General features: G+C 42.3%; 18 protein-coding genes. 16 read left to right on the top strand and 2 right to left on the bottom strand.

Translation table 11 applies throughout. From position 1 onward, the window contains the following. Positions 1-204: 204 nt before the first annotated feature. The 15 genes from RIL182_RS10060 to RIL182_RS09985 all read left to right on the top strand — a co-directional run bounded on the left by RIL182_RS10060 (position 205) and on the right by RIL182_RS09985 (position 19500). Positions 205-1593 carry a beta/alpha barrel domain-containing protein gene (locus tag RIL182_RS10060; RefSeq protein ID WP_015560518.1) on the top strand — a complete coding sequence of 463 codons (1389 nt, stop codon included), beginning with the start codon at positions 205-207 and terminating at the stop codon, positions 1591-1593. Between the two features lie 10 nt (positions 1594-1603). Beyond that, positions 1604-2263, top strand: a complete 660-nt coding sequence (locus RIL182_RS10055) for a GntR family transcriptional regulator (protein WP_006859347.1) — start codon at positions 1604-1606, stop codon at positions 2261-2263. Positions 2264-2277: 14 nt separating this feature from the next. Continuing rightward, positions 2278-3489 carry an NADP-dependent isocitrate dehydrogenase gene (locus RIL182_RS10050; RefSeq protein WP_015560519.1) on the top strand — a complete coding sequence of 404 codons (1212 nt, stop codon included), beginning with the start codon at positions 2278-2280 and terminating at the stop codon, positions 3487-3489. Beyond that, positions 3486-5429, top strand: a complete 1944-nt coding sequence (locus RIL182_RS10045) for an ABC-F family ATP-binding cassette domain-containing protein (protein ID WP_134523274.1) — start codon at positions 3486-3488, stop codon at positions 5427-5429. Before RIL182_RS10050 ends, RIL182_RS10045 begins: the two co-directional genes overlap by 4 nt. Positions 5430-5503: 74 nt before the next feature. Continuing rightward, positions 5504-6157, top strand: a complete 654-nt coding sequence (locus tag RIL182_RS10040) for a redox-sensing transcriptional repressor Rex (RefSeq protein WP_022113005.1) — start codon at positions 5504-5506, stop codon at positions 6155-6157. Between the two features lie 193 nt (positions 6158-6350). Continuing rightward, positions 6351-7889: an NAD(P)H-hydrate dehydratase gene (locus tag RIL182_RS10030; protein WP_134523272.1), complete on the top strand. Its 1539-nt coding sequence runs from the start codon at positions 6351-6353 to the stop codon at positions 7887-7889. Positions 7890-7950: 61 nt separating this feature from the next. Then, a complete protein-coding gene (gene alr, locus RIL182_RS10025; protein ID WP_006859343.1) occupies positions 7951-9120 on the top strand; it encodes an alanine racemase in 1170 nt (389 codons plus the stop codon). 72 nt (positions 9121-9192) lie between these two features. Beyond that, positions 9193-9540: a type II toxin-antitoxin system PemK/MazF family toxin gene (locus RIL182_RS10020; RefSeq protein ID WP_015560523.1), complete on the top strand. Its 348-nt coding sequence runs from the start codon at positions 9193-9195 to the stop codon at positions 9538-9540. A gap of 83 nt (positions 9541-9623) precedes the next feature. Further along, positions 9624-10352, top strand: coding sequence for a YebC/PmpR family DNA-binding transcriptional regulator (locus tag RIL182_RS10015; RefSeq protein ID WP_015560524.1), 729 nt, complete (start codon positions 9624-9626; stop codon positions 10350-10352). Between the two features lie 193 nt (positions 10353-10545). Continuing rightward, positions 10546-11997, top strand: a complete 1452-nt coding sequence (glgA, locus tag RIL182_RS10010; RefSeq protein ID WP_118487988.1) for a glycogen synthase GlgA — start codon at positions 10546-10548, stop codon at positions 11995-11997. Between the two features lie 228 nt (positions 11998-12225). Next, positions 12226-12891: a ClpP family protease gene (locus RIL182_RS10005; RefSeq protein ID WP_330573325.1), complete on the top strand. Its 666-nt coding sequence runs from the start codon at positions 12226-12228 to the stop codon at positions 12889-12891. 103 nt (positions 12892-12994) lie between these two features. Next, the gene (locus RIL182_RS10000) at positions 12995-13873 is read left to right on the top strand and encodes an undecaprenyl-diphosphate phosphatase (RefSeq protein ID WP_172606711.1); all 879 of its coding nucleotides are present in this window, start codon (positions 12995-12997) and stop codon (positions 13871-13873) included. Between the two features lie 51 nt (positions 13874-13924). Further along, entirely contained in the window at positions 13925-16660 is a 2736-nt protein-coding gene (locus RIL182_RS09995; RefSeq protein ID WP_118596998.1) for an FtsK/SpoIIIE family DNA translocase, read from the top strand. A gap of 18 nt (positions 16661-16678) precedes the next feature. Continuing rightward, positions 16679-18349 (top strand): formate--tetrahydrofolate ligase, encoded by a 1671-nt coding sequence (locus RIL182_RS09990; RefSeq protein ID WP_006858302.1) that lies wholly within the window; start codon positions 16679-16681, stop codon positions 18347-18349. Positions 18350-18372: 23 nt separating this feature from the next. Next, positions 18373-19500 (top strand): chitobiase/beta-hexosaminidase C-terminal domain-containing protein, encoded by a 1128-nt coding sequence (locus RIL182_RS09985; RefSeq protein WP_006858303.1) that lies wholly within the window; start codon positions 18373-18375, stop codon positions 19498-19500. Positions 19501-19593: 93 nt separating this feature from the next. On the opposite strand, the gene RIL182_RS09980 is transcribed toward RIL182_RS09985, so the two are convergent. Continuing rightward, positions 19594-20175: a xanthine phosphoribosyltransferase gene (locus tag RIL182_RS09980; protein WP_022113002.1), complete on the bottom strand. Its 582-nt coding sequence runs from the start codon at positions 20173-20175 to the stop codon at positions 19594-19596. Positions 20176-20240: 65 nt separating this feature from the next. Further along, positions 20241-20765, bottom strand: a complete 525-nt coding sequence (locus RIL182_RS09975) for a hypothetical protein (RefSeq protein WP_022113001.1) — start codon at positions 20763-20765, stop codon at positions 20241-20243. A 162-nt stretch (positions 20766-20927) separates the two neighbouring features. Here RIL182_RS09975 and rlmH point away from each other — a divergent pair, with 162 nt between their 5' ends. Continuing rightward, a complete protein-coding gene (gene rlmH / locus RIL182_RS09970; protein WP_006858304.1) occupies positions 20928-21419 on the top strand; it encodes a 23S rRNA (pseudouridine(1915)-N(3))-methyltransferase RlmH in 492 nt (163 codons plus the stop codon). Positions 21420-21425 lie beyond the last annotated feature (6 nt).

The following is a 21425-nucleotide window of genomic DNA, read 5'->3' as shown; positions in this document are numbered from 1 at the left end:
GATTATGTATACTTATAATTTCAGGTTATAGAAAATATAAAATTTTATGCCTTGACAAATAAGAGAAGAAATGTATAGAATATAGAAAAAGTATAATTGTATACAATTATGCATGAAAAAATATTCACTCTAAAAGTAAAAATATGCATTCATGGCACAGGTGTCAATGGCACAAGTGCCATGGCAGAAAGAAGGATTTACGTTATGAGAGAAGTTGTAATGAATAAGAAAACGAATCTGCTGCAGCTTGAAGAGCATTTTTATCAGTTGGCAGATGTAAAGGAACCAAATGTATTCCACAATCTGTTTCCGTATGATGAGATCCCGAAGATCGCATTCAACGATCGAATTGTTCCGCATAATATGCCGGAAAATATCTGGATCACAGATACGACATTTCGTGACGGTCAGCAGTCAAGGGCACCGTATACCACAGAGCAGATCGTGACGATCTACGATTATCTGCACCGCCTGGGCGGCCCAAAAGGTCTGATCCGCCAGAGTGAATTCTTTTTATATAGTAAAAAAGACAGAGATGCTGTTTACAAATGCCTGGAACGTGGTTATAAATTTCCGGAAGTTACCAGCTGGATCCGTGCAAGCAAACAGGATTTCCAGTTAGTAAAAGATATCGGTCTGCGTGAAACAGGTATTCTGGTAAGCTGCTCTGACTACCATATTTTCTATAAGATGAAAATGACAAGAAGAGAGGTTATGAATCTTTACTTAAGTGTCATCCGTGAGTGCTTAGAGACAGGTATCAGTCCACGTTGCCACTTGGAAGATATCACAAGATCTGATATTTACGGCTTTGTCATCCCGTTCTGTGTAGAACTTATGAAACTGATGGATGAATATAAGATCCCGATCAAGATCCGTGCCTGCGATACTATGGGTTATGGCGTTAACTTCCCGGGTGCCGTGATCCCGCGAAGCGTGCCGGGTATCATCTACGGTCTGACCACACATGCAGGTGTGCCTTCTGAACTGATCGAGTGGCATGGACACAACGATTTCTACAAGGCAGTTAACAACTCCACGACCGCATGGCTTTACGGTGCAAGCGGAGTCAACTGTTCCCTGTTTGGAATCGGAGAGCGTACCGGTAACACACCGCTTGAGGCAATGGTATTTGAATATGCACAGTTGAAGGGAACACTCGATGGCATGGACACTACCGTGATCACAGAACTGGCAGAGTATTTTGAGAAAGAATTAGGCTATGTACAGCCGAGCCGTACCCCGTTTGTCGGCAGCAACTTCAATGTCACAAGAGCCGGGATCCATGCGGACGGACTTCTCAAAAATGAGGAGATTTACAATATTTTTGATACTGGAAAATTTTTAAACAGACCACCATTAGTATCTGTTTCCAACACATCCGGTCTTGCCGGAATCGCTCTCTGGATCAACTCTTATTACCATCTTCCGAAAGATAAGAGCGTAGACAAAAACTCAGAGCTTGTGAAAAAAGTAAAAGTATGGGTAGATAAACAGTACGAGGATGGACGTGTTACGGTATTGACCGATAAAGAATTAGTGGAAGAAATTGAAAAATGCTGCAAGGAATTAAATGTAACAATAGGAGCATGAGGTGTCATATATGGGAGAGGATAATTATTCCTTAAGTTCCCGTGTGTTTCATACGATCCGTGAAAATATTTTGTCCGGAAAATATGCGACAGACGAGGAGTTAAAGGAAAAAAATATTGGTGAGGAGTTAGGTGTCAGCCGTACTCCGGTGCGTGAGGCACTCCGCCAGCTTGAACTTGAGGGACTGGTTACCATTATCCCGAATAAAGGTGCTTATGTCGTAGGTATTTCCAAAAAAGATATTCAGGATATCTACGAGATACGGTCGCGTCTGGAGGGACTGTGTGCAAAGTGGGCAGCGGATAAGATCACCAAAGAACAGTTAGATGAACTGGATGAAAATATATATCTGTCGGATTTTCATGCTGCAAAAGGAAATTCGGAACAGGTTGTGGAACTTGACAACCGTTTCCATGAAATTTTATACAATGCTTCCGACAGCAAAGAATTAAAACATGTGCTGCTTGATTTTCATCATTATGTACAACGCGTGCGAAAAATCACACTTGCAGATCCGAAGCGTTCCGTACAGTCAAATCAGGAACACAGACAGATCGTGGAGGCATTAAAGAAGCATGATGCCGGTCTGGCAGAGAAACTGGCGAATGAGCACATGATGAACACCATTCACAATATGGATAATTACGGATGGGACAATTTATTTCAATAGAAAAGGAGAACACAATGGAAAAAATCAAAATGACAACCCCACTGGTAGAGATGGACGGAGATGAGATGACAAGAATCCTCTGGAAAATGATCAAAGATGAGTTACTTCTTCCGTTTATTGATTTAAAGACAGAGTATTATGATCTTGGATTAGAGCATCGCAATGAAACAAATGACCAGGTAACCGTTGATTCTGCCAATGCCACAAAAAAATACGGTGTTGCTGTAAAATGTGCAACGATTACACCAAATGCAGCGCGTATGACTGAATACAACCTAAAAGAAATGTGGAAGAGTCCGAATGGTACGATCCGTGCCATGTTAGACGGTACGGTATTCCGTGCACCGATCGTTGTAAAAGGCATTGAGCCATGTGTCAAAAACTGGAAAAAGCCCATCACGATTGCACGTCATGCCTATGGTGATGTATACAAAGCATCCGAGATGAAGATTCCGGGAGCAGGTAAATGTGAGCTGGTTTATACTGCAGAGGACGGCACAGAAACAAGAGAACTGATTCATAACTTTACCGGAGCAGGTGTCGTTCAGGGACAGCACAACCTTTGCAATTCGATTGAAAGTTTTGCAAAGAGCTGCTTTAACTATGCACTTGATACAAAACAGGATCTGTGGTTTGCAACCAAAGACACGATCTCCAAAAAATACGATCACACATTTAAAGATATTTTCCAGGAGATCTTTGATGCAGAATACAAAGAAAAATTCGAAAAAGCAGGCATTACTTATTTCTATACTTTAATTGATGACGCGGTTGCCCGTGTGATGAAATCTGAAGGCGGTTATATCTGGGCATGTAAAAACTATGACGGAGATGTCATGAGTGATATGGTTTCAAGTGCATTTGGTTCGCTTGCCATGATGACTTCCGTGCTGGTTTCTCCGGATGGCTATTATGAGTATGAGGCTGCACACGGAACGGTACAGCGTCATTATTACAAACACTTAAAAGGTGAGGAAACATCCACGAACTCTGTTGCAACCATTTTTGCATGGACGGGAGCACTTAAGAAACGCGGAGAGCTTGATTCGAATGCTGCATTGTCCGATTTTGCAGAAAAACTCGAAAAGGCTTGTATTAAGACCATTGAAGATGGTAAAATGACAAAAGACCTTGCGCTGATTACTACGAATCCGAATCCGGTCGTATTAAACAGCGAAGATTTTATCAAGGCAATCAGAACGACGTTAGAGGAAAGTTTAAAATGATTTTGTCATGTCAGAGTATCTCAAAGTCTTTTGGAACAGATGAGATATTAAAAGATGTAAGTTTTCATATTGAAGCAAATGAAAAAGCAGCGATTGTCGGCATCAATGGTGCCGGCAAGTCTACGCTGCTTAAAATTATTATGGGCGAAGAAACGTCCGATGCCGGTGAAGTGATTCTTGCAAAGGATAAGACAATCGGCTACTTAGCACAGTATCAGGATGTATCCGGCCATAGAACCATCTATGATGAGGTTCTTTATGCAAGAACCGATATTCTGGAAATGGAACAGAAACTTCGTGATATGGAGTCTGAGATGAACAGCCGTACCGGTGAAGAATTAGAAAAGCTGATGGATATTTATCACCGCCAGAGCCATGAATTTGAACTGCAGGGCGGATATGCATACCGCAGTGAAGCGACCGGTATTTTAAAAGGACTTGGTTTTTCAGATGAAGATTTGAGCAAACAGATGAGCGAGTTATCCGGAGGACAGAAAACAAGAGTTTCCCTTGGCAAACTTTTAGTCACAAAGCCGGATGTACTGCTTTTAGATGAGCCGACGAACCATCTGGATATGGAGTCGATCCGCTGGCTTGAGAATTTTCTGCGGGCTTACAAAGGGGCTGTTGTGATCGTAGCACATGACCGTTATTTTCTGGATCGTGTTGTCACAAAAGTTGTAGAGATTTTCCAGCATAAAGCGTATGTATATCAGGGAAATTATTCGGATTTTGCAAAGAAAAAAGCAAAAGTTCGTGAAGATCTGTTAAAACAGTATTACAACCAGCAGCGTGAGATCAGACACCAGGAAGAAGTTATTACAAAATTAAAATCATTCAACCGCGAAAAATCTATCAAGCGTGCGGAAAGCCGTGAGAAAATGTTAGATAAGATTGAACGCATTGAAAAGCCGGTTGAGGATAATACGGATATTAAGATCGTGTTAGAGCCAAATGTGGTCAGCGGAAATGACGTCCTTACCGTGTCAAATCTTGCAAAATCCTATCCGCCGGTCACATTGTTTTCGGATATTTCATTTGAGATCAAACGTGGGGAACGGGTGGCGCTGATCGGTAACAATGGAACTGGTAAAACGACCATACTAAAGATCATCAATAATCTGATTCCGGCAGATGGCGGTACCGTGACACTTGGTTCGAATGTGCATATCGGATATTACGATCAGGAACATCAGCTTTTACATATGGAAAAGACGATTTTTGAGGAAATCTCAGATGCCTATCCGGGGCTGAATAATACGAAGATCCGCAATGTGTTAGCAGCATTTTTGTTTACAAATGATGATGTGTTTAAGCACATTTCAGATTTGAGCGGTGGAGAGAGAGGACGTGTTTCCTTAGCAAAATTAATGCTTTCCGATGCGAATTTTCTGATCCTTGATGAGCCGACGAACCATTTGGATATTACATCCAAAGAAATTTTGGAATCTGCGTTAAACCAGTATACCGGAACCGTATTTTTCGTTTCCCATGACCGCTATTTTATCAATCAGACGGCGACGAGGATCCTAGAGCTGACAGGTGAGACGGTTGTAAATTATATTGGAAACTATGATTATTATCTGGAAAAACACGATATCATGACGCAACTGTATGTAAAACCACAGGAAATATCGGATATTCAGGCAGGAAAACAGGATGATGCGGTCAATAAACTTGACTGGCAGGCGCAGAAGGCAGAACAGGCAAGGATCCGTAAGATTGAAAACAGTCTGAAAAAAATAGAAGATGAGATTGCAGCATTAGAAGAAGAGATAAGCGCGATCGATGAAGAATGTGCGAAGCCGGAAAATGCAGTCAATTCCGCAAAGTTAAATGAACTTGCTGCACGACAGCAGGAGTGCAGGGAACGCCTTGAAACCTGCTATGAAACGTGGGAAGATCTGTCAATGCAGCTGGATGGAGCTAAAGATAGTTAAAAATTTCACACATTGACAGACACAGGGGAAATCACTATAATAAACGAGAGAACGTAAGAAAGGTGGAACCTTTTGTGCAGGAAAAAGAGATATCACAGGCAGTGATCCGAAGGATGCCGCGTTATTACCGTTACCTCGGAGAACTATTAGACGCCGGTGTGGAGCGTATATCATCCAATGATCTGAGCAAACGGATGAATGTGACCGCATCCCAGATCAGACAGGATCTGAATAATTTTGGCGGGTTCGGTCAGCAGGGCTACGGCTATAATGTAAAATATTTATATGAAGAGATCGGTAAGATCTTAGGTTTGAATGAGAGACACAATATTATTGTAATGGGTGCCGGTAACCTTGGTCAGGCACTTACCAATTATGTAAAATTTGAGAAACTTGGCTTTGTTATCATAGGACTTTTTGATGTAAATCCGGCGCTTGACGGAGTGACTGTACGCGGGATCAAAATCCGTATGTTAGATGAATTAGAGAGTTTCTGTGAAGAAAATCAGGTAGATATCGCAGCGCTGACCATGCCGAAGGAAAAGGCAGATGCGATTGCAAACAGGCTGGTCGGACTTGGAATCCGTGCAATCTGGAATTTTGCCCATGTAGATCTTGAATTGATCGACAAAAATGTTGTCGTGGAGAATGTACATCTTTCCGACAGTCTGATGCAGTTGTCTTACAACATTGTCAGAAACAAAAAAGCAGAAGAAAACGGCAACTGAAAAGGTGCTGTAAATGTAGAGAGCAAATAGCTGCCGCACAGATTTATGTGCGGCGTTTTTTGCCTTATAAAACAAGGAGAAAAATCCTCTGCTCCTGCAAAGGCAGTCGCATTTTGCTCCGCAAAACAAGGAGAAAAATCCTCTGCTCCTGCAAAGGCAGTCGCATTTTGCTCCGCAAAACAAGGAGGATTTCATGAAATATCTTGTAGACAGCCGGGAAATGCAAAAATATGATGCAAATACCATTTCACATTTTAAGGTGCCGGGACTTCTCTTGATGGAGCGCGCTGCAATAGCATTTGTGGAAGAGCTGCATAGACAAAATGTGGATCTTACGGAAGTACTCATTGTGTGTGGCAGTGGAAATAACGGTGGAGATGGTCTTGCGATCGCACGCCTTTTATTTTTGGAAGGACATGCTGTCACGGTCGTTTATGCCGGAAATAAAGAGCACTGTTCGGAGTCAAACAGGGTACAGCAGGATATTTTAAATGCATACGGTATTTCTATATACATGGATATCCCGGAAAAGATCAGACCTACTCTTGTAATAGACGCAATATTTGGTGTGGGACTCTCAAGAGATGTGACCGGTGAATATGCAGATATGCTGTGCCGGATGAATGAACTTTCCGGGGAAAAAGCGGCGGTAGACATTGCATCCGGGATCTCTGCGGACACGGGAGCCATTTTAGGCACAGCGTTTCGTGCAGATCTTACGATCACATTTGCATTTGAAAAATTAGGCAGTATCCTCTGGCCGGGAAATGAGTATGCCGGCAGGATCATTGTATGTGATATTGGCATCACGAAAGAAAGCTGGCTGGGTGAACCGCCGGCCGTGATGGCACTTGAAGAAAAAGATTTTTCGATACTGCCAAAAAGAAAAAGCCATTCTAATAAGGGCAGTTATGGAAAACTCTTGCTGATCGCCGGAAGTGTCAATATGGCAGGGGCGGCAGTTTTGTCTGCGAAAGCAGCTTATGCCACAGGGTGTGGTCTGGTGCGTGTGCTGACTCCGGAGGAAAACAGAGCTATTTTACAGTGCAGTGTTCCGGAGGCGGTTCTTACTACTTACGATAAAACTTTAGTACCGGAAGAACCGGTTCTGAGGGAGATCCTTGACTGGGCAGATGCCATTGTGATCGGTCCCGGACTAGGAAAAGAAAAAACTTCTGCACAGATATTAAATTTTGTGTTAGAATATGGAACGTCACATGAGAATAAAGCATTTCTTTTTGATGCTGATGCATTAAATCTGGTGGCAGAGCAGAAAAACACCGGAGTGCAGGGGGCAGATAGATGGAAAAATTTTAAGAATACTGCCGTGATTACACCGCATCTTGGAGAGATGAGCAGGCTTACCAGAAAAACAGTTGGAGAAATCCAGAAGAATCTGTTGCAGACAGCTGCAGATTTTGCAGATGAAAATCAGGTTATTTGCGTCCTGAAAGATGAACATACAGTGACCGCACTGCCGGATCATAAAAGGTATCTGAATCTTTCCGGTAATCCGGGAATGGCAACTGCAGGAAGCGGGGATGTACTAAGCGGTTTGATCGGTGCACTTATGGCACAGAAACTGACATCATATCAGGCGGCACCTCTTGGAGTATACCTTCACGGTTTGGCAGGTGATATCATGGTACAGACGACAGGTTTACAGGGCCTTACAGCCTCGGATCTGATCACCGGGATCAAAAAGGTACTAAATATTTACACACAACAGTAAAAGCGCGTATAGATTTTGTGTTGAACAAAAAAGTAATGAAAAAAATAGATTGGAGAACAACATGAACAGATACAGCAGAGTGCATGCGGAGATCGATCTGGATGCAATTCTTCACAACATGGATGCAATGCGTGGGAACATTGCAAAAGATACAAAAATTATGGCGGTCATCAAGGCTGACGGCTATGGACATGGTGCCGTAGAGATTGCAGAGACGATTGAAAAACTTGATTATCTATACGGTTATGCGGTTGCCACGGTGGAAGAGGGACTGATCCTTCGAAATCACGGGATCCAGAAACCAATCCTGATCTTAGGATATGTGTTCCCGGATCAGTATGTGGATATGATCAAAGCGGGCATCCGTCCGACCGTATTTACCAGAGAGATGGCAGAAAAGCTTTCCGTTGCGGCTGCAAGTATCGGCAGGGACTGCAAGATTCATTTTGCAATTGATACCGGAATGAGCCGGATCGGTTATCAGGTTACGGAAGAAGCTGCGGATGAGATGGCACAGCTTTCAAAACTACCGCATATTATAGTGGAGGGTATTTTTACCCATTTTGCAAAAGCAGATGAAAAAGATAAGGAGCCGACATACCAGCAGATAAAACTTTTCCGTAAAATGATCGACATGTTAGAAGAACGCGGGGTAAGTATCCCGATTCACCACTGCTCAAACAGTGCAGGAATTGTCGATATCCCGGAGGCAAACATGGATATGGTGCGTGCAGGGATTACGCTTTATGGAATGTGGCCGTCTGAGGACGTGGATAAGACGGCAATCAGCTTAAAACCTGCATTATCGCTTGTGACACATGTTGCATATGTAAAAGAGCTTCCGGCTGGCAGGGCAATCAGTTATGGCGGAACTTATGTCACAAAAGAACCGCGTATGATTGCAACGATCCCGGTCGGTTATGCAGACGGCTACGCGAGAGGACTTTCAAACAAAGGAGCTGTTCTGATCCACGGAAGGCGTGCACCGATTCTTGGCCGTGTCTGTATGGATCAGTTTATGGTAGATGTCACAGATATTCCGGATGTTAAAAATGAGGATGAAGTGATACTGATCGGCAGGGATGGTGATGAGTGCATTACCATGGAAGAGGTCGGCGGGTTATCCGGACGTTTTAATTATGAATTCGCCTGTGATCTTGGAAAACGTATACCACGTGTTTATATCCATGGTGGACGGATCATCGGTACGAGAGATCATTTTTCGGAATAATAGAAAGGAATGGAATACACCAGTAAAAATTGGCAATACTATCCGTAAAGCAAGAAAATGGAGTGGAAGTATATGGTAATTAGACGTGGTGATATTTTTTATGCAGATTTAAGACCGGTCATCGGCTCAGAACAGGGCGGTGTAAGACCGGTGCTCATAATACAGAATGATGTTGGCAACAGGCACAGTCCAACCGTGATCTGTGCAGCAATCACATCCCAGATGAATAAAGCGAAGCTTCCAACACACGTAGAACTTGACAGCAGAAAATATGATCTGGTCAAAGATTCTGTGGTGCTCTTAGAGCAGCTTCGCACAATCGATAAAAAACGTTTGAAAGACAAGGTATGTCATTTAGATTCCCAGATTCTGGTGAAAATAGATAAGGCGCTTGAGGTAAGCTTAGAGCTGTATACATAAATAGGCTTGCCAGAAAACGGAAATAGTGATAAAATAAAATGTATTTTCGAAGCAATAAACAAGTGAGAAAAGAGGAAGTATTTATGTCAGGACATTCCAAATTTGCGAATATTAAGCACAAAAAAGAAAAAAATGATGCAGCAAAAGGAAAGATTTTTACAATTATCGGACGTGAGATTGCCGTTGCAGTAAAAGATGGCGGCCCGGATCCTGCAAACAACTTTAAACTGGCTCAGGTCATTGCCAAAGCAAAAGCAAGTAACATGCCAAACGATACGATTGAGCGTGGTATCAAAAAGGCATCCGGTGAAGGAAACTCTGTCAATTACGAGTACTGTACCTATGAGGGATATGGTCCGAGTGGAACAGCTATCATCGTAAAATGTCTGACCGACAATAAGAACCGCACAGCTGCCAATGTCCGTAACGCATTTACAAAGGGACACGGAAGCATCGGTACACAGGGATGCGTTTCCTATATGTTCGATGAAAAGGGACAGATCATTATCGCAAAAGAAGACTGTGAGATGGATGCGGATGATCTGATGATGATCGCACTTGATGCAGGCGCAGAGGATTTTTCTGAGGAAGATGACAGCTACGAGATCATCACAAATCCGAATGATTTTGAGGCAGTACACGCTGCACTTGAAGCAGAGAAGATCCCTATGGCAGAAGCAGAGGTTACAATGATTCCACAGAATTATGTAGAGCTGACAGCAGAGGAAGATTTAACAAATATCAACCGTATTCTTGATCTGCTGGATGATGATGATGATGTTCAGGAAGTATATCACAACTGGGATGAATAAATAAGATTCAAGGTACATAAGATAAACGGCATGGATGAAAAGTCTGTGTCGTTTTTTATATGAAAATAAAAGTTTTTTTACATTGTATTAAATTTTTTTGCTTTGCAGTAAAAAAATATGGTATTCTTTTCGGAAATGTTATATGATAATAGTAATTAAGATTTGAAGAATAAACACAGGAATGGAGATTGCTATGAAGAAAATACTTTTTGCAGCATCGGAGTGTGTTCCGTTTATTAAAACCGGGGGTTTGGCAGATGTATGTGGAGCATTGCCGAAGGAATTTGACAAAAACGAGTGGGATGTCCGGGTTGTAATACCGAATTACAGCTGCATACCGGACAAGTTTCGCAGCAAGTTTGAATATGTTGCTCATTTTTATATGAGTGCCGGCAGTTATATTACGAATAAGTATGTCGGTATTTTAAAATATGTCATGGATGGCATTACATATTATTTTATTGATAATCAGGAATATTTTAACTGTGCAGTACCGTACGGTGATGTCCGTTATGATATTGAAAAATTCTGTTTCTTTGACAAGGCTGTTTTGTCCATGTTAAAACAGATCGACTTCTGTCCGGATATCATTCACTGTCATGACTGGCAGACAGGTCTGATTCCGGTATATCTAAAAAATGAATTTCAGGCTGATTCCTTTTACTGGGGCATGAAGAGTATTATGACGATCCACAACTTAAAGTTCCAGGGAGTATGGGATATCAAGACCATGCAGGGACTGACCGGATTTTCAGCTTCCCTGTTTACACCGGATAAGCTGGAATTTAAAAAAGATGCCAACATGTTAAAGGGTGGTCTTGTCTATGCCGATTATATCACTACAGTCAGTGATTCCTATGCACAGGAGATTCAGACCGAGTATTATGGAGAAGGTTTAAATGGTCTGTTGTCTGCACGGCATTTTGATATGCAGGGTATTGTAAACGGTATTGATTATCAGGTATATGATCCGGCAGCGGATACAAAGATTTATACCAACTATAAGCCGTCTGATTTCCGTAAGAAAAAATACATGAATAAGGTAAAATTGCAGGCAGAATTAGGACTTGCCGTTGACAAGAAAAAGTACATGATCGGTCTGATCTCAAGACTGACCGACCAGAAAGGTTTAGATCTTGTAAATTATGCAATCGACCGGATCGTGGACGACTATACACAGCTGGTTGTTATCGGTACCGGAGATCCGCAGTATGAAAACATGTTCCGCCATTATGCATGGAAATATGGAGATCGTGTTTCTGCAAATATCTGTTATTCCGATGAACTTGCACACAAACTGTACGCAGCAGCAGATGCATTCCTGATGCCGTCCCGCTTCGAACCGTGTGGCCTGACACAGCTTATTTCATTCCGCTACGGTACAGTTCCGATCGTTCGTGAAACAGGTGGACTGAGAGATACGGTAAAACCATTTAACGAATATGAAAATACGGGAGACGGTTTTTCCTTTGCAAATTATAATGGAGATGAAATGCTTTCTGTGATCAATTATTCCAAACATATTTTCTTCGACCGCAAGAAACAGTGGAACCAGATGATTGACCGCGGCATGGCAAATGATTATTCCTGGAACAATTCCAAAGGAAAATACGAGGGATTATATAATTATCTGCTCGGATGTTAGTAATGCTTTTTTAAAATAAAGATATACAAAAGAAGCGTAAAATTGATTTTCTGTATGATTATTTTACAGACGGATATACTAAATGAGAATATCGTATAAAAAACAGGATGTTTCAAACATCCTGTTTTTTATATCATGGAAAAAGAGTATAGTGTGAAAAATAAGATTTTTCACACGCAAGATTTGTGCTTGCGCACAAACTTGAGATGCGCAAAAAACAGCGCAGGAATGGAGAATATCATGGCAGAAAATCAGGAAAAGAAAAATGAGGAGATCAGAGAGTTTGGACAGATCCAGATGAAAAATAAAATTTCATTGCTGACGATCATCGGGGAGATTGAGGGACATGACTGTCTTCCGGCAACCACAAAAACGACGAAATATGAGCATGTTCTTCCAAAACTGGCAGAGCTGGAAGATAACCCGGATACAGAAGGGCTGCTGCTGCTTTTAAATACGGTTGGAGGTGATGTGGAAAGCGGTCTTGCAATCGCCGAAATGATCGCATCGATCCGCAAACCAACGGTTTCATTAGTCCTTGGCGGCAGTCATTCCATCGGTGTGCCTTTAGCGGTATCGACCGATTATTCGTTTATTGTGCCATCCGGAACCATGGTGATCCATCCGGTGCGCATGAGTGGAACCGTGATTGGTGCAAAACCGACGTACGACTATTTTAAACAGATGCAGGACCGGATCGTTCACTTTATCAGCACCCATTCGAAAGCAAGTGAAAAACGTCTGGAGGAGCTGATGATGAATACAGGAATCCTCACAAAAGATCTTGGTACAATCCTGGTCGGGAAAGAAGCGGTGGAGGAAGGACTGATCAATGAGGTCGGTGGTATTTCCGATGCATTTTCCCGACTGCATCAGATGATAGAAAAAAAATAACCAGTTAATGACAATCTGCCTCAAATATGGTAAGATAAAATATGTATGTAAAAAGTTACCGCAAAAGAACGATTTATTACGAAGATACAAAGAGGAGGCAGATATGTCATTATTACAGGCAATACTAATGGGGATCATACAGGGTTTAACAGAATTTTTGCCAGTGAGCAGTTCCGGACATCTGGCGATTTTTAAGATATTATTTGGTGTGGATACAGACACAGGACTTCTGTTTGATGTCCTTTTACATATCGGAACATTAGCAGCAATCTGCATTGTTTACTATAAAGATGTTTTAAAAATGATCGTGGAGGGAATCGGAATCATCAGAGACTGTTTTATTAACCTTATCCGGTTTATCGGAAATAAAACCGGTAAGACAGACGAACCTTACCTCCGGATCGTAAACAGCAGTTACCGTAAATTAGTCGTTTTGATCATTGTATCTACCATTCCAACCGGAATCATCGGTGTGGTTGGAAAAGATGTTGTCGAGATGGCATCGGAGATATTGCTGATACCGGGTATCTGCCTGATCCTTACCGCTGTCCTGCTTTTTATTGCAGATCATACCAGAGATGGAGAAAAATTGCCAAAGAGCGTTACATATACAAATGCATTTGGAGTCGGAATAGCACAGGGAATCGCAACACTTCCGGGATTGTCACGTTCCGGAACAACGATCACGGCATGTCTGCTCAGCGGCTTTAACCGCAATTTTGCCGTAAAATACTCATTTTTAATGTCAATACCGGCAATTCTTGGAGCACTGGTACTGGAATTAAAAGACTGCACGGCAGTTGCACTTTCCGGTGCAGAGATTGCATATTATGTAGTTGGTATGATCATAGCCGCAGTGGTGGGATATGTCTGCATTAAGACAATGCTTATCGTTGTACGCAGAAAAAAATTTACAGGTTTTGCCATTTACTGTCTGATCGTGGGTGTGATCTCGATTGGCGGATATATCTATATGGCATAAATAAATGCAATATATCTGTGCATTTACAGAAATTGAGTTGGAGGTAATATTTTGGCAACAGGGAATAGGAAGCGTTCTGCTACCGGAAAAAAATCATCATCCGGCAGGAAAACAAATTCTGGACATAAGAGAAATACAAAAAAACAGCAGGAGCGTGAAGCTGAATTTACGCGTGAGGTGATTTTATGGATCGTGGTTGCTGTTTCACTTTTGCTGTTTATCAGTAACTTTGGATTTGGCGGTACGATCGGCGGTACAGTCAGCCGCTTCTTTTTTGGTTTATTTGGAATTATTTCATATATATTTCCAATCGTATTACTGGTGGGGACTTTTTTTGCCGTTTCGAACCAGGGAAACCGGGTGGCAGCCGTAAAATTAGTGGCGGTCATTTTGTTTGTGGCATTTTTATGTATGTTTTTTGAACTCATTTCCGATGGAACTGATGCAAAAAGTGCAATGGATGCTTATCGGTACAGTTTTGATGCAAAAAGTGGAGGCGGGCTGATCGGAGGCGGACTTTCCCATATGTTATGCTCCGGATTTGGAGTGATCGGGGCATATGTGATCGATGTGATCGTACTCATTATCTCGCTTGTACTCATCACGGAGCGATCTGCATTTCGTGGCATGCAAAAAGGTGGGCGCAGGGTGTATGAGTCTGCCAAAATCAGCAATGAACGTCACAGAGAACGTGTTGAAATGCGAAGAGAAGAGCGTGAGCAGCGGGAACAGCAGCGCAGAATGGACAGAAAGGTTGAGGGCGTTGCCATTGATACAAAGCTGATTCCGGATACGCCGCAGAAACGTTCCCAGGATATCAGTGAGATTCTGCCGGAAGATATGATCGATTTGCCGGAGATCAAAGAGGAAAAACATGTCACACTGACTGCAGGAAGTACGATATCAAATACAACACCATCTGCATTTTCAGATGAGGCATTAGATGCAATGGGACAGGCGCTGACAGCAAAAACAGAGTTGTTTGCGGCAGAGGAGGAGCAGGTATCGTTCCCAATACAGATGGAAGAACCGAAAGCTTCACGGACAGTTGCAGAGGAAGCACCGTTTGCTATACCTGGACGCCCTGATCCGGCGATGGCATTTGGAATGGAGCAGGGGGCAGAGGAGATTCCATATGAGGAAGAAACGGATACTATACCGTTATTTGGGGCAGATTTAGAATCTGAGCCGCTGCCGGAAGAAACTGCTGAAGATGTGCTGCCGGTGCAGCATGAAACAGTAGTACAGACGAAAGATATGGATAACATTCCGGAAAAGATGGATGTTGAAATCGTACCGCCGGAGAAAGAATATGTCTTCCCGCCGGTTACGCTGTTAAAACAGGCAGAAAACAAGCAGGGAGATACCAGAAAACAGTTGCAGGAAACTGCCATGAAACTGCAGCAGACATTAAAAAATTTTGGTGTCAATGTCACAATCACGAATATCAGCTGTGGACCGGCAGTAACCAGATATGAACTGCAGCCGGAAATGGGTGTAAAGGTAAGTAAAATCGTCAATTTGGCAGACGATATCAAGTTAAACCTCGCTGCAGCGGATATCCGTATCGAAGCTCCGATTCCTGGAAAAGCAGCAATCGGCATCGAAGTGCCGAACAAAGAAAATGTCATGGTATCGTTCCGTGAACTGGTGGAATCAGAGGAGTTTCAGAACCATCCTTCAAAGATCTCTTTTTGTGTCGGAAAAGATATCGGCGGTAAAGTATCTGTGGCTGATATCGAAAAGATGCCGCATCTTCTGATTGCCGGTGCGACGGGGTCCGGTAAATCCGTCTGCATCAATACGATTATTATGAGTATTTTGTATAAGGCAGACCCAAAGGATGTCAAACTGCTCATGGTTGACCCGAAAGTTGTGGAGTTAAGCGTTTATAATGGTATTCCACATCTTCTGATCCCGGTTGTCACAGATCCGAAAAAAGCGGCAGGTGCGCTGAACTGGGCTGTGGCAGAGATGACTGACCGTTATAATAAGTTTGCGGAGGCGCACGTCCGTAACTTAAAGGGATACAATGCCAAGATCGACAGCCTTCCGGATGTGGAAGGAGAACCAAAACCGGAAAAAATGCCGCAGATCGTCATTATCGTAGATGAGTTAGCGGATTTGATGATGGTTGCGTCGAATGATGTTGAAGGCGCAATATGCCGGCTGGCACAGCTCGCGCGTGCTGCAGGCATTCATCTGATCATTGCAACACAGCGTCCTTCCGTCAATGTCATCACCGGACTGATCAAGGCAAATATGCCGAGCCGTATTGCATTCGCGGTAACATCCGGTATTGATTCGCGAACGATTCTTGATATGAACGGTGCGGAAAAACTGCTTGGAAAGGGAGATATGCTTTTCTATCCGCAGGGAATTCCAAAACCGGTGCGTGTACAGGGTGCGTTTGTTTCAGATAAGGAAGTATCGGATGTTGTCAATTACATCAAAGAAGAAAATGGACAGGTTTCCTACAATGCGGCAGTGGAAGAACATATGAACAACGCAGAGTCAGAAAATATGACAGTAAGCATTGATTCAAATTCAGGAACCGGAGATGGAAGGGATGCATATTTTGCAGATGCCGCAAAGCTTTTGATCGAGAAAGAAAAAGGCTCGATCGGAATGCTGCAGCGTTATTTTAAAGTTGGATTTAACCGGGCAGCAAGAATTATGGATCAGCTCGAGGAGGCCGGCATTGTCGGCCCGGAAGAAGGTACAAAACCGCGCCGCGTTTTAATGACGCAGGAGCAGTTTGAACAATATGAAGAAGAGTATTTATAAGACACGAGGAGGATCATTATGAAAACAGACATTGAGATCGCACAGGAAGCAAAAATGCTGCACATCCGTGAGGTTGCGGAAAAACTTGGCATTGCAGAGGATGAATTAGAGCTTTACGGTAAATATAAGGCAAAACTCTCAGATGAACTGATTGAGCGTGTAAAAGATGAGCCGGACGGAAAGTTAATCCTTGTAACGGCAATCAATCCGACTCCGGCAGGAGAGGGAAAGACCACGATCAGTGTCGGACTTGGTGAGGCATTTGGACAGCTTGGGAAAAAAGCAGTAATTGCACTTCGTGAGCCGTCCCTTGGACCGTGTTTTGGAATTAAAGGCGGCGCTGCAGGAGGCGGTTATGCACAGGTTGTTCCGATGGAGGATTTGAACCTTCATTTTACCGGAGATTTCCACGCAATTACTTCTGCAAACAATTTACTTGCCGCTTTACTTGATAATCACATCCAGCAGGGAAATGAACTTGGCATTGATCCAAGACAGGTTGTCTGGAAACGTTGTCTGGATATGAATGACCGTGTCCTCCGAAATATTGTGGTTGGACTTGGCAGAAAAATGGATGGAATGGTCAGGGAAGATCATTTTGTAATTACTGTTGCATCAGAGATCATGGCTGTTTTATGTCTTGCAGACGATATGCATGATTTAAAACGCAGACTTGGAAAGATCATTGTTGCATATACTTATGATGGAAAGCCTGTTACCGCTGATGATATCAAAGCAACCGGTGCGATGGCTGCATTGTTAAAAGATGCTTTGAAACCAAATCTCATTCAGACTTTAGAACATACACCGGCAATCGTTCACGGCGGACCATTTGCAAATATTGCACATGGCTGCAACAGTGTCCGTGCTACAAAGACAGCCTTAAAACTTGCTGATTATGTGATCACAGAGGCTGGTTTTGGCGCCGACTTAGGTGCTGAGAAGTTTTTCGATATCAAATCCCGTATGGCAGGACTTCACCCGGATGCCGTTGTTTTAGTTGCAACTGTCCGTGCATTAAAATATAATGGTGGTGTTGCAAAAGCCGATCTTGGAGAGGAAAATTTAGAGGCTTTAAAGAAAGGTATCGTAAACCTTGAAAAGCATATTGAAAACCTGCAGAAATATGGTGTTCCGGTTGTTGTAACATTAAATTCATTTGTAACCGATACCAAGGCAGAAACCGATTATATCGAACAGTTCTGCCGTGAGAGAGACTGTGAATTTGCACTTGCGAAAGTGTGGGAGAACGGTGGAAAAGGTGGAGTGGAACTTGCCGAAAAAGTATTAAAGACTTTAGAAACAAAAGAGAGTCACTTTAAGCCATTATATGCAGATGATCTGTCACTGGAGGAAAAAATCGAGACGATTGCAAAAGAAATCTATGGGGCTGACGGTGTGACATATGCATCTGCCGCAGCAAAGGAATTAAAACGTATCGCAGACATGGGAATGTCAGATTTCCCGGTATGTATGGCGAAAACACAGTATTCCCTGTCTGACGACCAGACAAAACTTGGCCGTCCGAGTGGATTTACCATTAATGTGAGAGAAGTTTATGTTTCAGCCGGAGCCGGATTTGTTGTTGCCATTACCGGTGCAATCATGACAATGCCGGGACTTCCGAAAAACCCTGCTGCATATGGAATTGATGTTGACGATAACGGTGTGATTACCGGATTATTCTAATAAGTCGAAAGCGAGGATATCCCATGAAATGTGCGAAGTGTGGGGCAGAGTTAAAAAAAGGCTGCCTTTACTGTTCTGTCTGTGGCCACGAAGCACAGATAGTTTCGGATTACAACGTACTTGAGGATGATTATCTGCGTTCACTTCTAAAAGACGGAGAAGGTGAAAAAAATCCGCAGGAGAAGGAACCGGAGCCAAAAAAAACAAAAAAGAAGAAAAAAAGTCATTTGGCACTTATTGTCTGCTGCTGTCTTATCATAACCGGTGCGGCTGTTGGCATTGCTGTAAAACTTTATATCGATAATAAGAATGCAAATTCCTATGATTATCAGATTGAAATGGCAGAAAAAGAGCTGGTGGATCGTAATTATGAAAATGCACTGCGATATTATAAGACGGCACTGGCATTGCAGCCGGATGATATCAAAGTTCGTGAGGCAATGGCAGAGATCTATACCAGCCAGAAAGAATATGATTCAGCACTCGTTTTATATATGGAAATCCTTCAACTTGACAAAACGAATAAAGAGGCTTATCAGCATCTGATCTCCATTTATGATGAAATGGGGGATTATGACAGCATTCTTTCTTTAAAAGAAGATGTTACGGATGAGAATATACTTGCATTATTCGATGATTATGAGGTTGGTGAACCGATCATATCTCCGCTTAGTGGGCAATATGATGATTATATTACAGTCGTGATCTACTCAATTGCCGGAAATGACATTTATTATACGACGGATGGCACTGTTCCGGATAAAGAAAATGGGATTCCATATCCACAGGGAGGTATTCCGTTAAATCATACTGGAAATTTTGAAATCAATGCTGTATGTTGTAATGAAAAAGGCATCTACAGTGATATCGTAACAGAAGAATACCAGATTCAGTTTAAAAAACCGGATCTGCCATCTGTCTCACCAGATGGAGGAGTTTTCTCTGAGGAGACCACTGTAACAATCACACAGCAGAAAGATTGCACGATTTATTATACATGGGATTCTACAGATCCAACAACAGAATCGGCTGTTTATACAGAACCGATTGTTGTTCCGGAAGGGGATTATGTATTATCTGTCATGGCAGTAAATAACAAGACAGGTTTAGTCAGTGATATCTATCGTGTAAATTTGGGATATCATCCGTAAGGAAACAGCTAAGAAAACATTGCATGAAAAAAGTCAGCCACAAACATGTGACTGACTTTTTTCATGCTTTTAATGTACACCAAAGGCATATATTTATTCTTCTTCAGGAATAAATTCGATCAGATCTTTTCCAAGTTTACTGATGCGGGCGAGAGAGTATACATCAATGCCCTGTTCCATTAATTTTCCGCGTCCCGGCTGGAATGATTTTTCAATCAGGATACCGACTCCGGCGATCGTTGCATGTGCTTTGCGCAGCAAGCGGATTGCTCCTGTTGCAGCTTCGCCGTTTGCAAGAAAATCATCCACGATCAATACATGGTCATTTTCATTGATAAACTGCTGGGATAATGTCAGCTCATAGCTTGTCCCTTTGGTAAAAGAAGTGATTACTGTCTGGTACAGATTATCATTTAACACCTTTGAAGGCTGTTTCTTTAAAATGATCATTGGAACATTCAGCGCTAACGCTGTCATAAGAGCAGGAGCGATACCGGAACTCTCGATCGTTACGACCTTCGTTACTCCACAATCTTTATAGTGTGCGGCAAATGCTTCACCGATCTGATGCATTAAAACAGGATCAACCTGATGGTTTACAAAACTGTCTACCTTTAAAATATCTTCATTGACTGCAATTCCTTCCGAAAGAATCTTCTCTTCAAGTATTTTCACAATAGCCACCTCATAAATTCAAATATTTTACCTATTATATCACATATATCTGACAGAAAAAAGTATTAAGCCAAAAATATTTTATCATAAATCGTTTCGATAATGTGATCTAAGAGGGAGGCATCTGTCTTCGGATATTTTTCAAGGAGCAGACTGCGCATGACCTCATAGCGCAGAAAATAATTCTGCTCGTCAGAATCGTCTGAAATGCCGGCATCAGCATTGATTGTTTCTGCTGTGTAGGTATCTAAAAACCAGTGGCAGATCTCTTCAAACTGCTTTTCTTCACGATCAGCTGCATTTGAAAGCGTTTTTAATTCCATAAAGGATTTTATGCCGACGAAAAAGAAGATGGCAAACATAACTCCCATGACGATAAGAATCAGTGTTTTCGTGTATGAAGCACTGTGAAAAGGAAGCAGATCCAGTCCAAACAAGATCAGAAGAATAAAACCGGCAACGCTTACGATTGTGAATGTGTAGGCGGTAGATGTGACGTCTTCTATTTTTGTTTTCTTCGATACATACGCGTGAGACGGTGCGAAATCGCTCTCGGCTGTACTGCTAAAATCAAATGGTTCCTGTGACATGGTTTTCCTCATTTCCAGATGTATGAACATCTATTGTTTTTCAAGTAATTTTAGTATAAATTATAATGTAGATGCATGCAAGCGGATTTGCTAGAATGACTATTAACAGTTCGCTGCATAATTCCGAAAACAATATAATTTTTATTTAAAATGTGAGGAACTATGAAAATTACAATTTTATGTGTCGGGAAGATCAAAGAAAAGTTTTACAGGGATGCGATCGCAGAGTACAGCAAACGTTTAAGCCGTTACTGTAAATTAGATATTATAGAGGTTGCCGACGAAAAGACGCCCGAAAATGCAAGTGATACCGTAGAAAATCAGATCAGGGAAAAAGAAGCCGAGCGAATTCTGATGCGTCTGGATAAGGAGGCAAAAGAGGGCGCATATGTATTTGCCCTTGCAATCGACGGCAGGGAATTTGATTCGGTGGAGTTATCAAAAAAGATTGAAAATCTTGGGACTTCCGGAATCAGTCAGATCGTGTTTCTGATCGGCGGATCACTGGGAATGTCGGAAAACCTGTTAAAACGTGCTGACTGTAAACTCAGTTTTTCGAAAATGACATTTCCGCATCAGCTCATGCGTGTGATCCTGTTAGAACAGGTTTACCGCAGTTACCGGATTATGAATGGCGAACCGTATCATAAATAATGCAGT

It is taken from the genome of Roseburia intestinalis L1-82 (assembly GCF_900537995.1).
Classification (GTDB): Bacteria; Bacillota; Clostridia; order Lachnospirales; family Lachnospiraceae; genus Roseburia; species Roseburia intestinalis.
Note: the sequence above shows the minus strand (reverse complement) of the source record. Positions and strands in the feature narration are given on the sequence as shown.

What these genes read in the sequence shown, in the direction of transcription:
- RIL182_RS09975 (WP_022113001.1), bottom strand. Translation starts at nt 20,765, where the DNA reads ATGTCACAGGAACCATTTGATTTTAGCAGTACAGCCGAGAGCGATTTC.
- RIL182_RS10005 (WP_330573325.1), top strand. Translation starts at nt 12,226, where the DNA reads ATGGAGAATATCATGGCAGAAAATCAGGAAAAGAAAAATGAGGAGATC.
- RIL182_RS10030 (WP_134523272.1), top strand. Translation starts at nt 6,351, where the DNA reads ATGAAATATCTTGTAGACAGCCGGGAAATGCAAAAATATGATGCAAAT.
- RIL182_RS10055 (WP_006859347.1), top strand. Translation starts at nt 1,604, where the DNA reads ATGGGAGAGGATAATTATTCCTTAAGTTCCCGTGTGTTTCATACGATC.
- alr (WP_006859343.1), top strand. Translation starts at nt 7,951, where the DNA reads ATGAACAGATACAGCAGAGTGCATGCGGAGATCGATCTGGATGCAATT.
- RIL182_RS10000 (WP_172606711.1), top strand. Translation starts at nt 12,995, where the DNA reads ATGTCATTATTACAGGCAATACTAATGGGGATCATACAGGGTTTAACA.
- rlmH (WP_006858304.1), top strand. Translation starts at nt 20,928, where the DNA reads ATGAAAATTACAATTTTATGTGTCGGGAAGATCAAAGAAAAGTTTTAC.
- RIL182_RS09985 (WP_006858303.1), top strand. Translation starts at nt 18,373, where the DNA reads ATGAAATGTGCGAAGTGTGGGGCAGAGTTAAAAAAAGGCTGCCTTTAC.
- RIL182_RS10015 (WP_015560524.1), top strand. Translation starts at nt 9,624, where the DNA reads ATGTCAGGACATTCCAAATTTGCGAATATTAAGCACAAAAAAGAAAAA.
- glgA (WP_118487988.1), top strand. Translation starts at nt 10,546, where the DNA reads ATGAAGAAAATACTTTTTGCAGCATCGGAGTGTGTTCCGTTTATTAAA.
- RIL182_RS10060 (WP_015560518.1), top strand. Translation starts at nt 205, where the DNA reads ATGAGAGAAGTTGTAATGAATAAGAAAACGAATCTGCTGCAGCTTGAA.
- RIL182_RS10045 (WP_134523274.1), top strand. Translation starts at nt 3,486, where the DNA reads ATGATTTTGTCATGTCAGAGTATCTCAAAGTCTTTTGGAACAGATGAG.
- RIL182_RS10050 (WP_015560519.1), top strand. Translation starts at nt 2,278, where the DNA reads ATGGAAAAAATCAAAATGACAACCCCACTGGTAGAGATGGACGGAGAT.
- RIL182_RS10020 (WP_015560523.1), top strand. Translation starts at nt 9,193, where the DNA reads ATGGTAATTAGACGTGGTGATATTTTTTATGCAGATTTAAGACCGGTC.
- RIL182_RS09990 (WP_006858302.1), top strand. Translation starts at nt 16,679, where the DNA reads ATGAAAACAGACATTGAGATCGCACAGGAAGCAAAAATGCTGCACATC.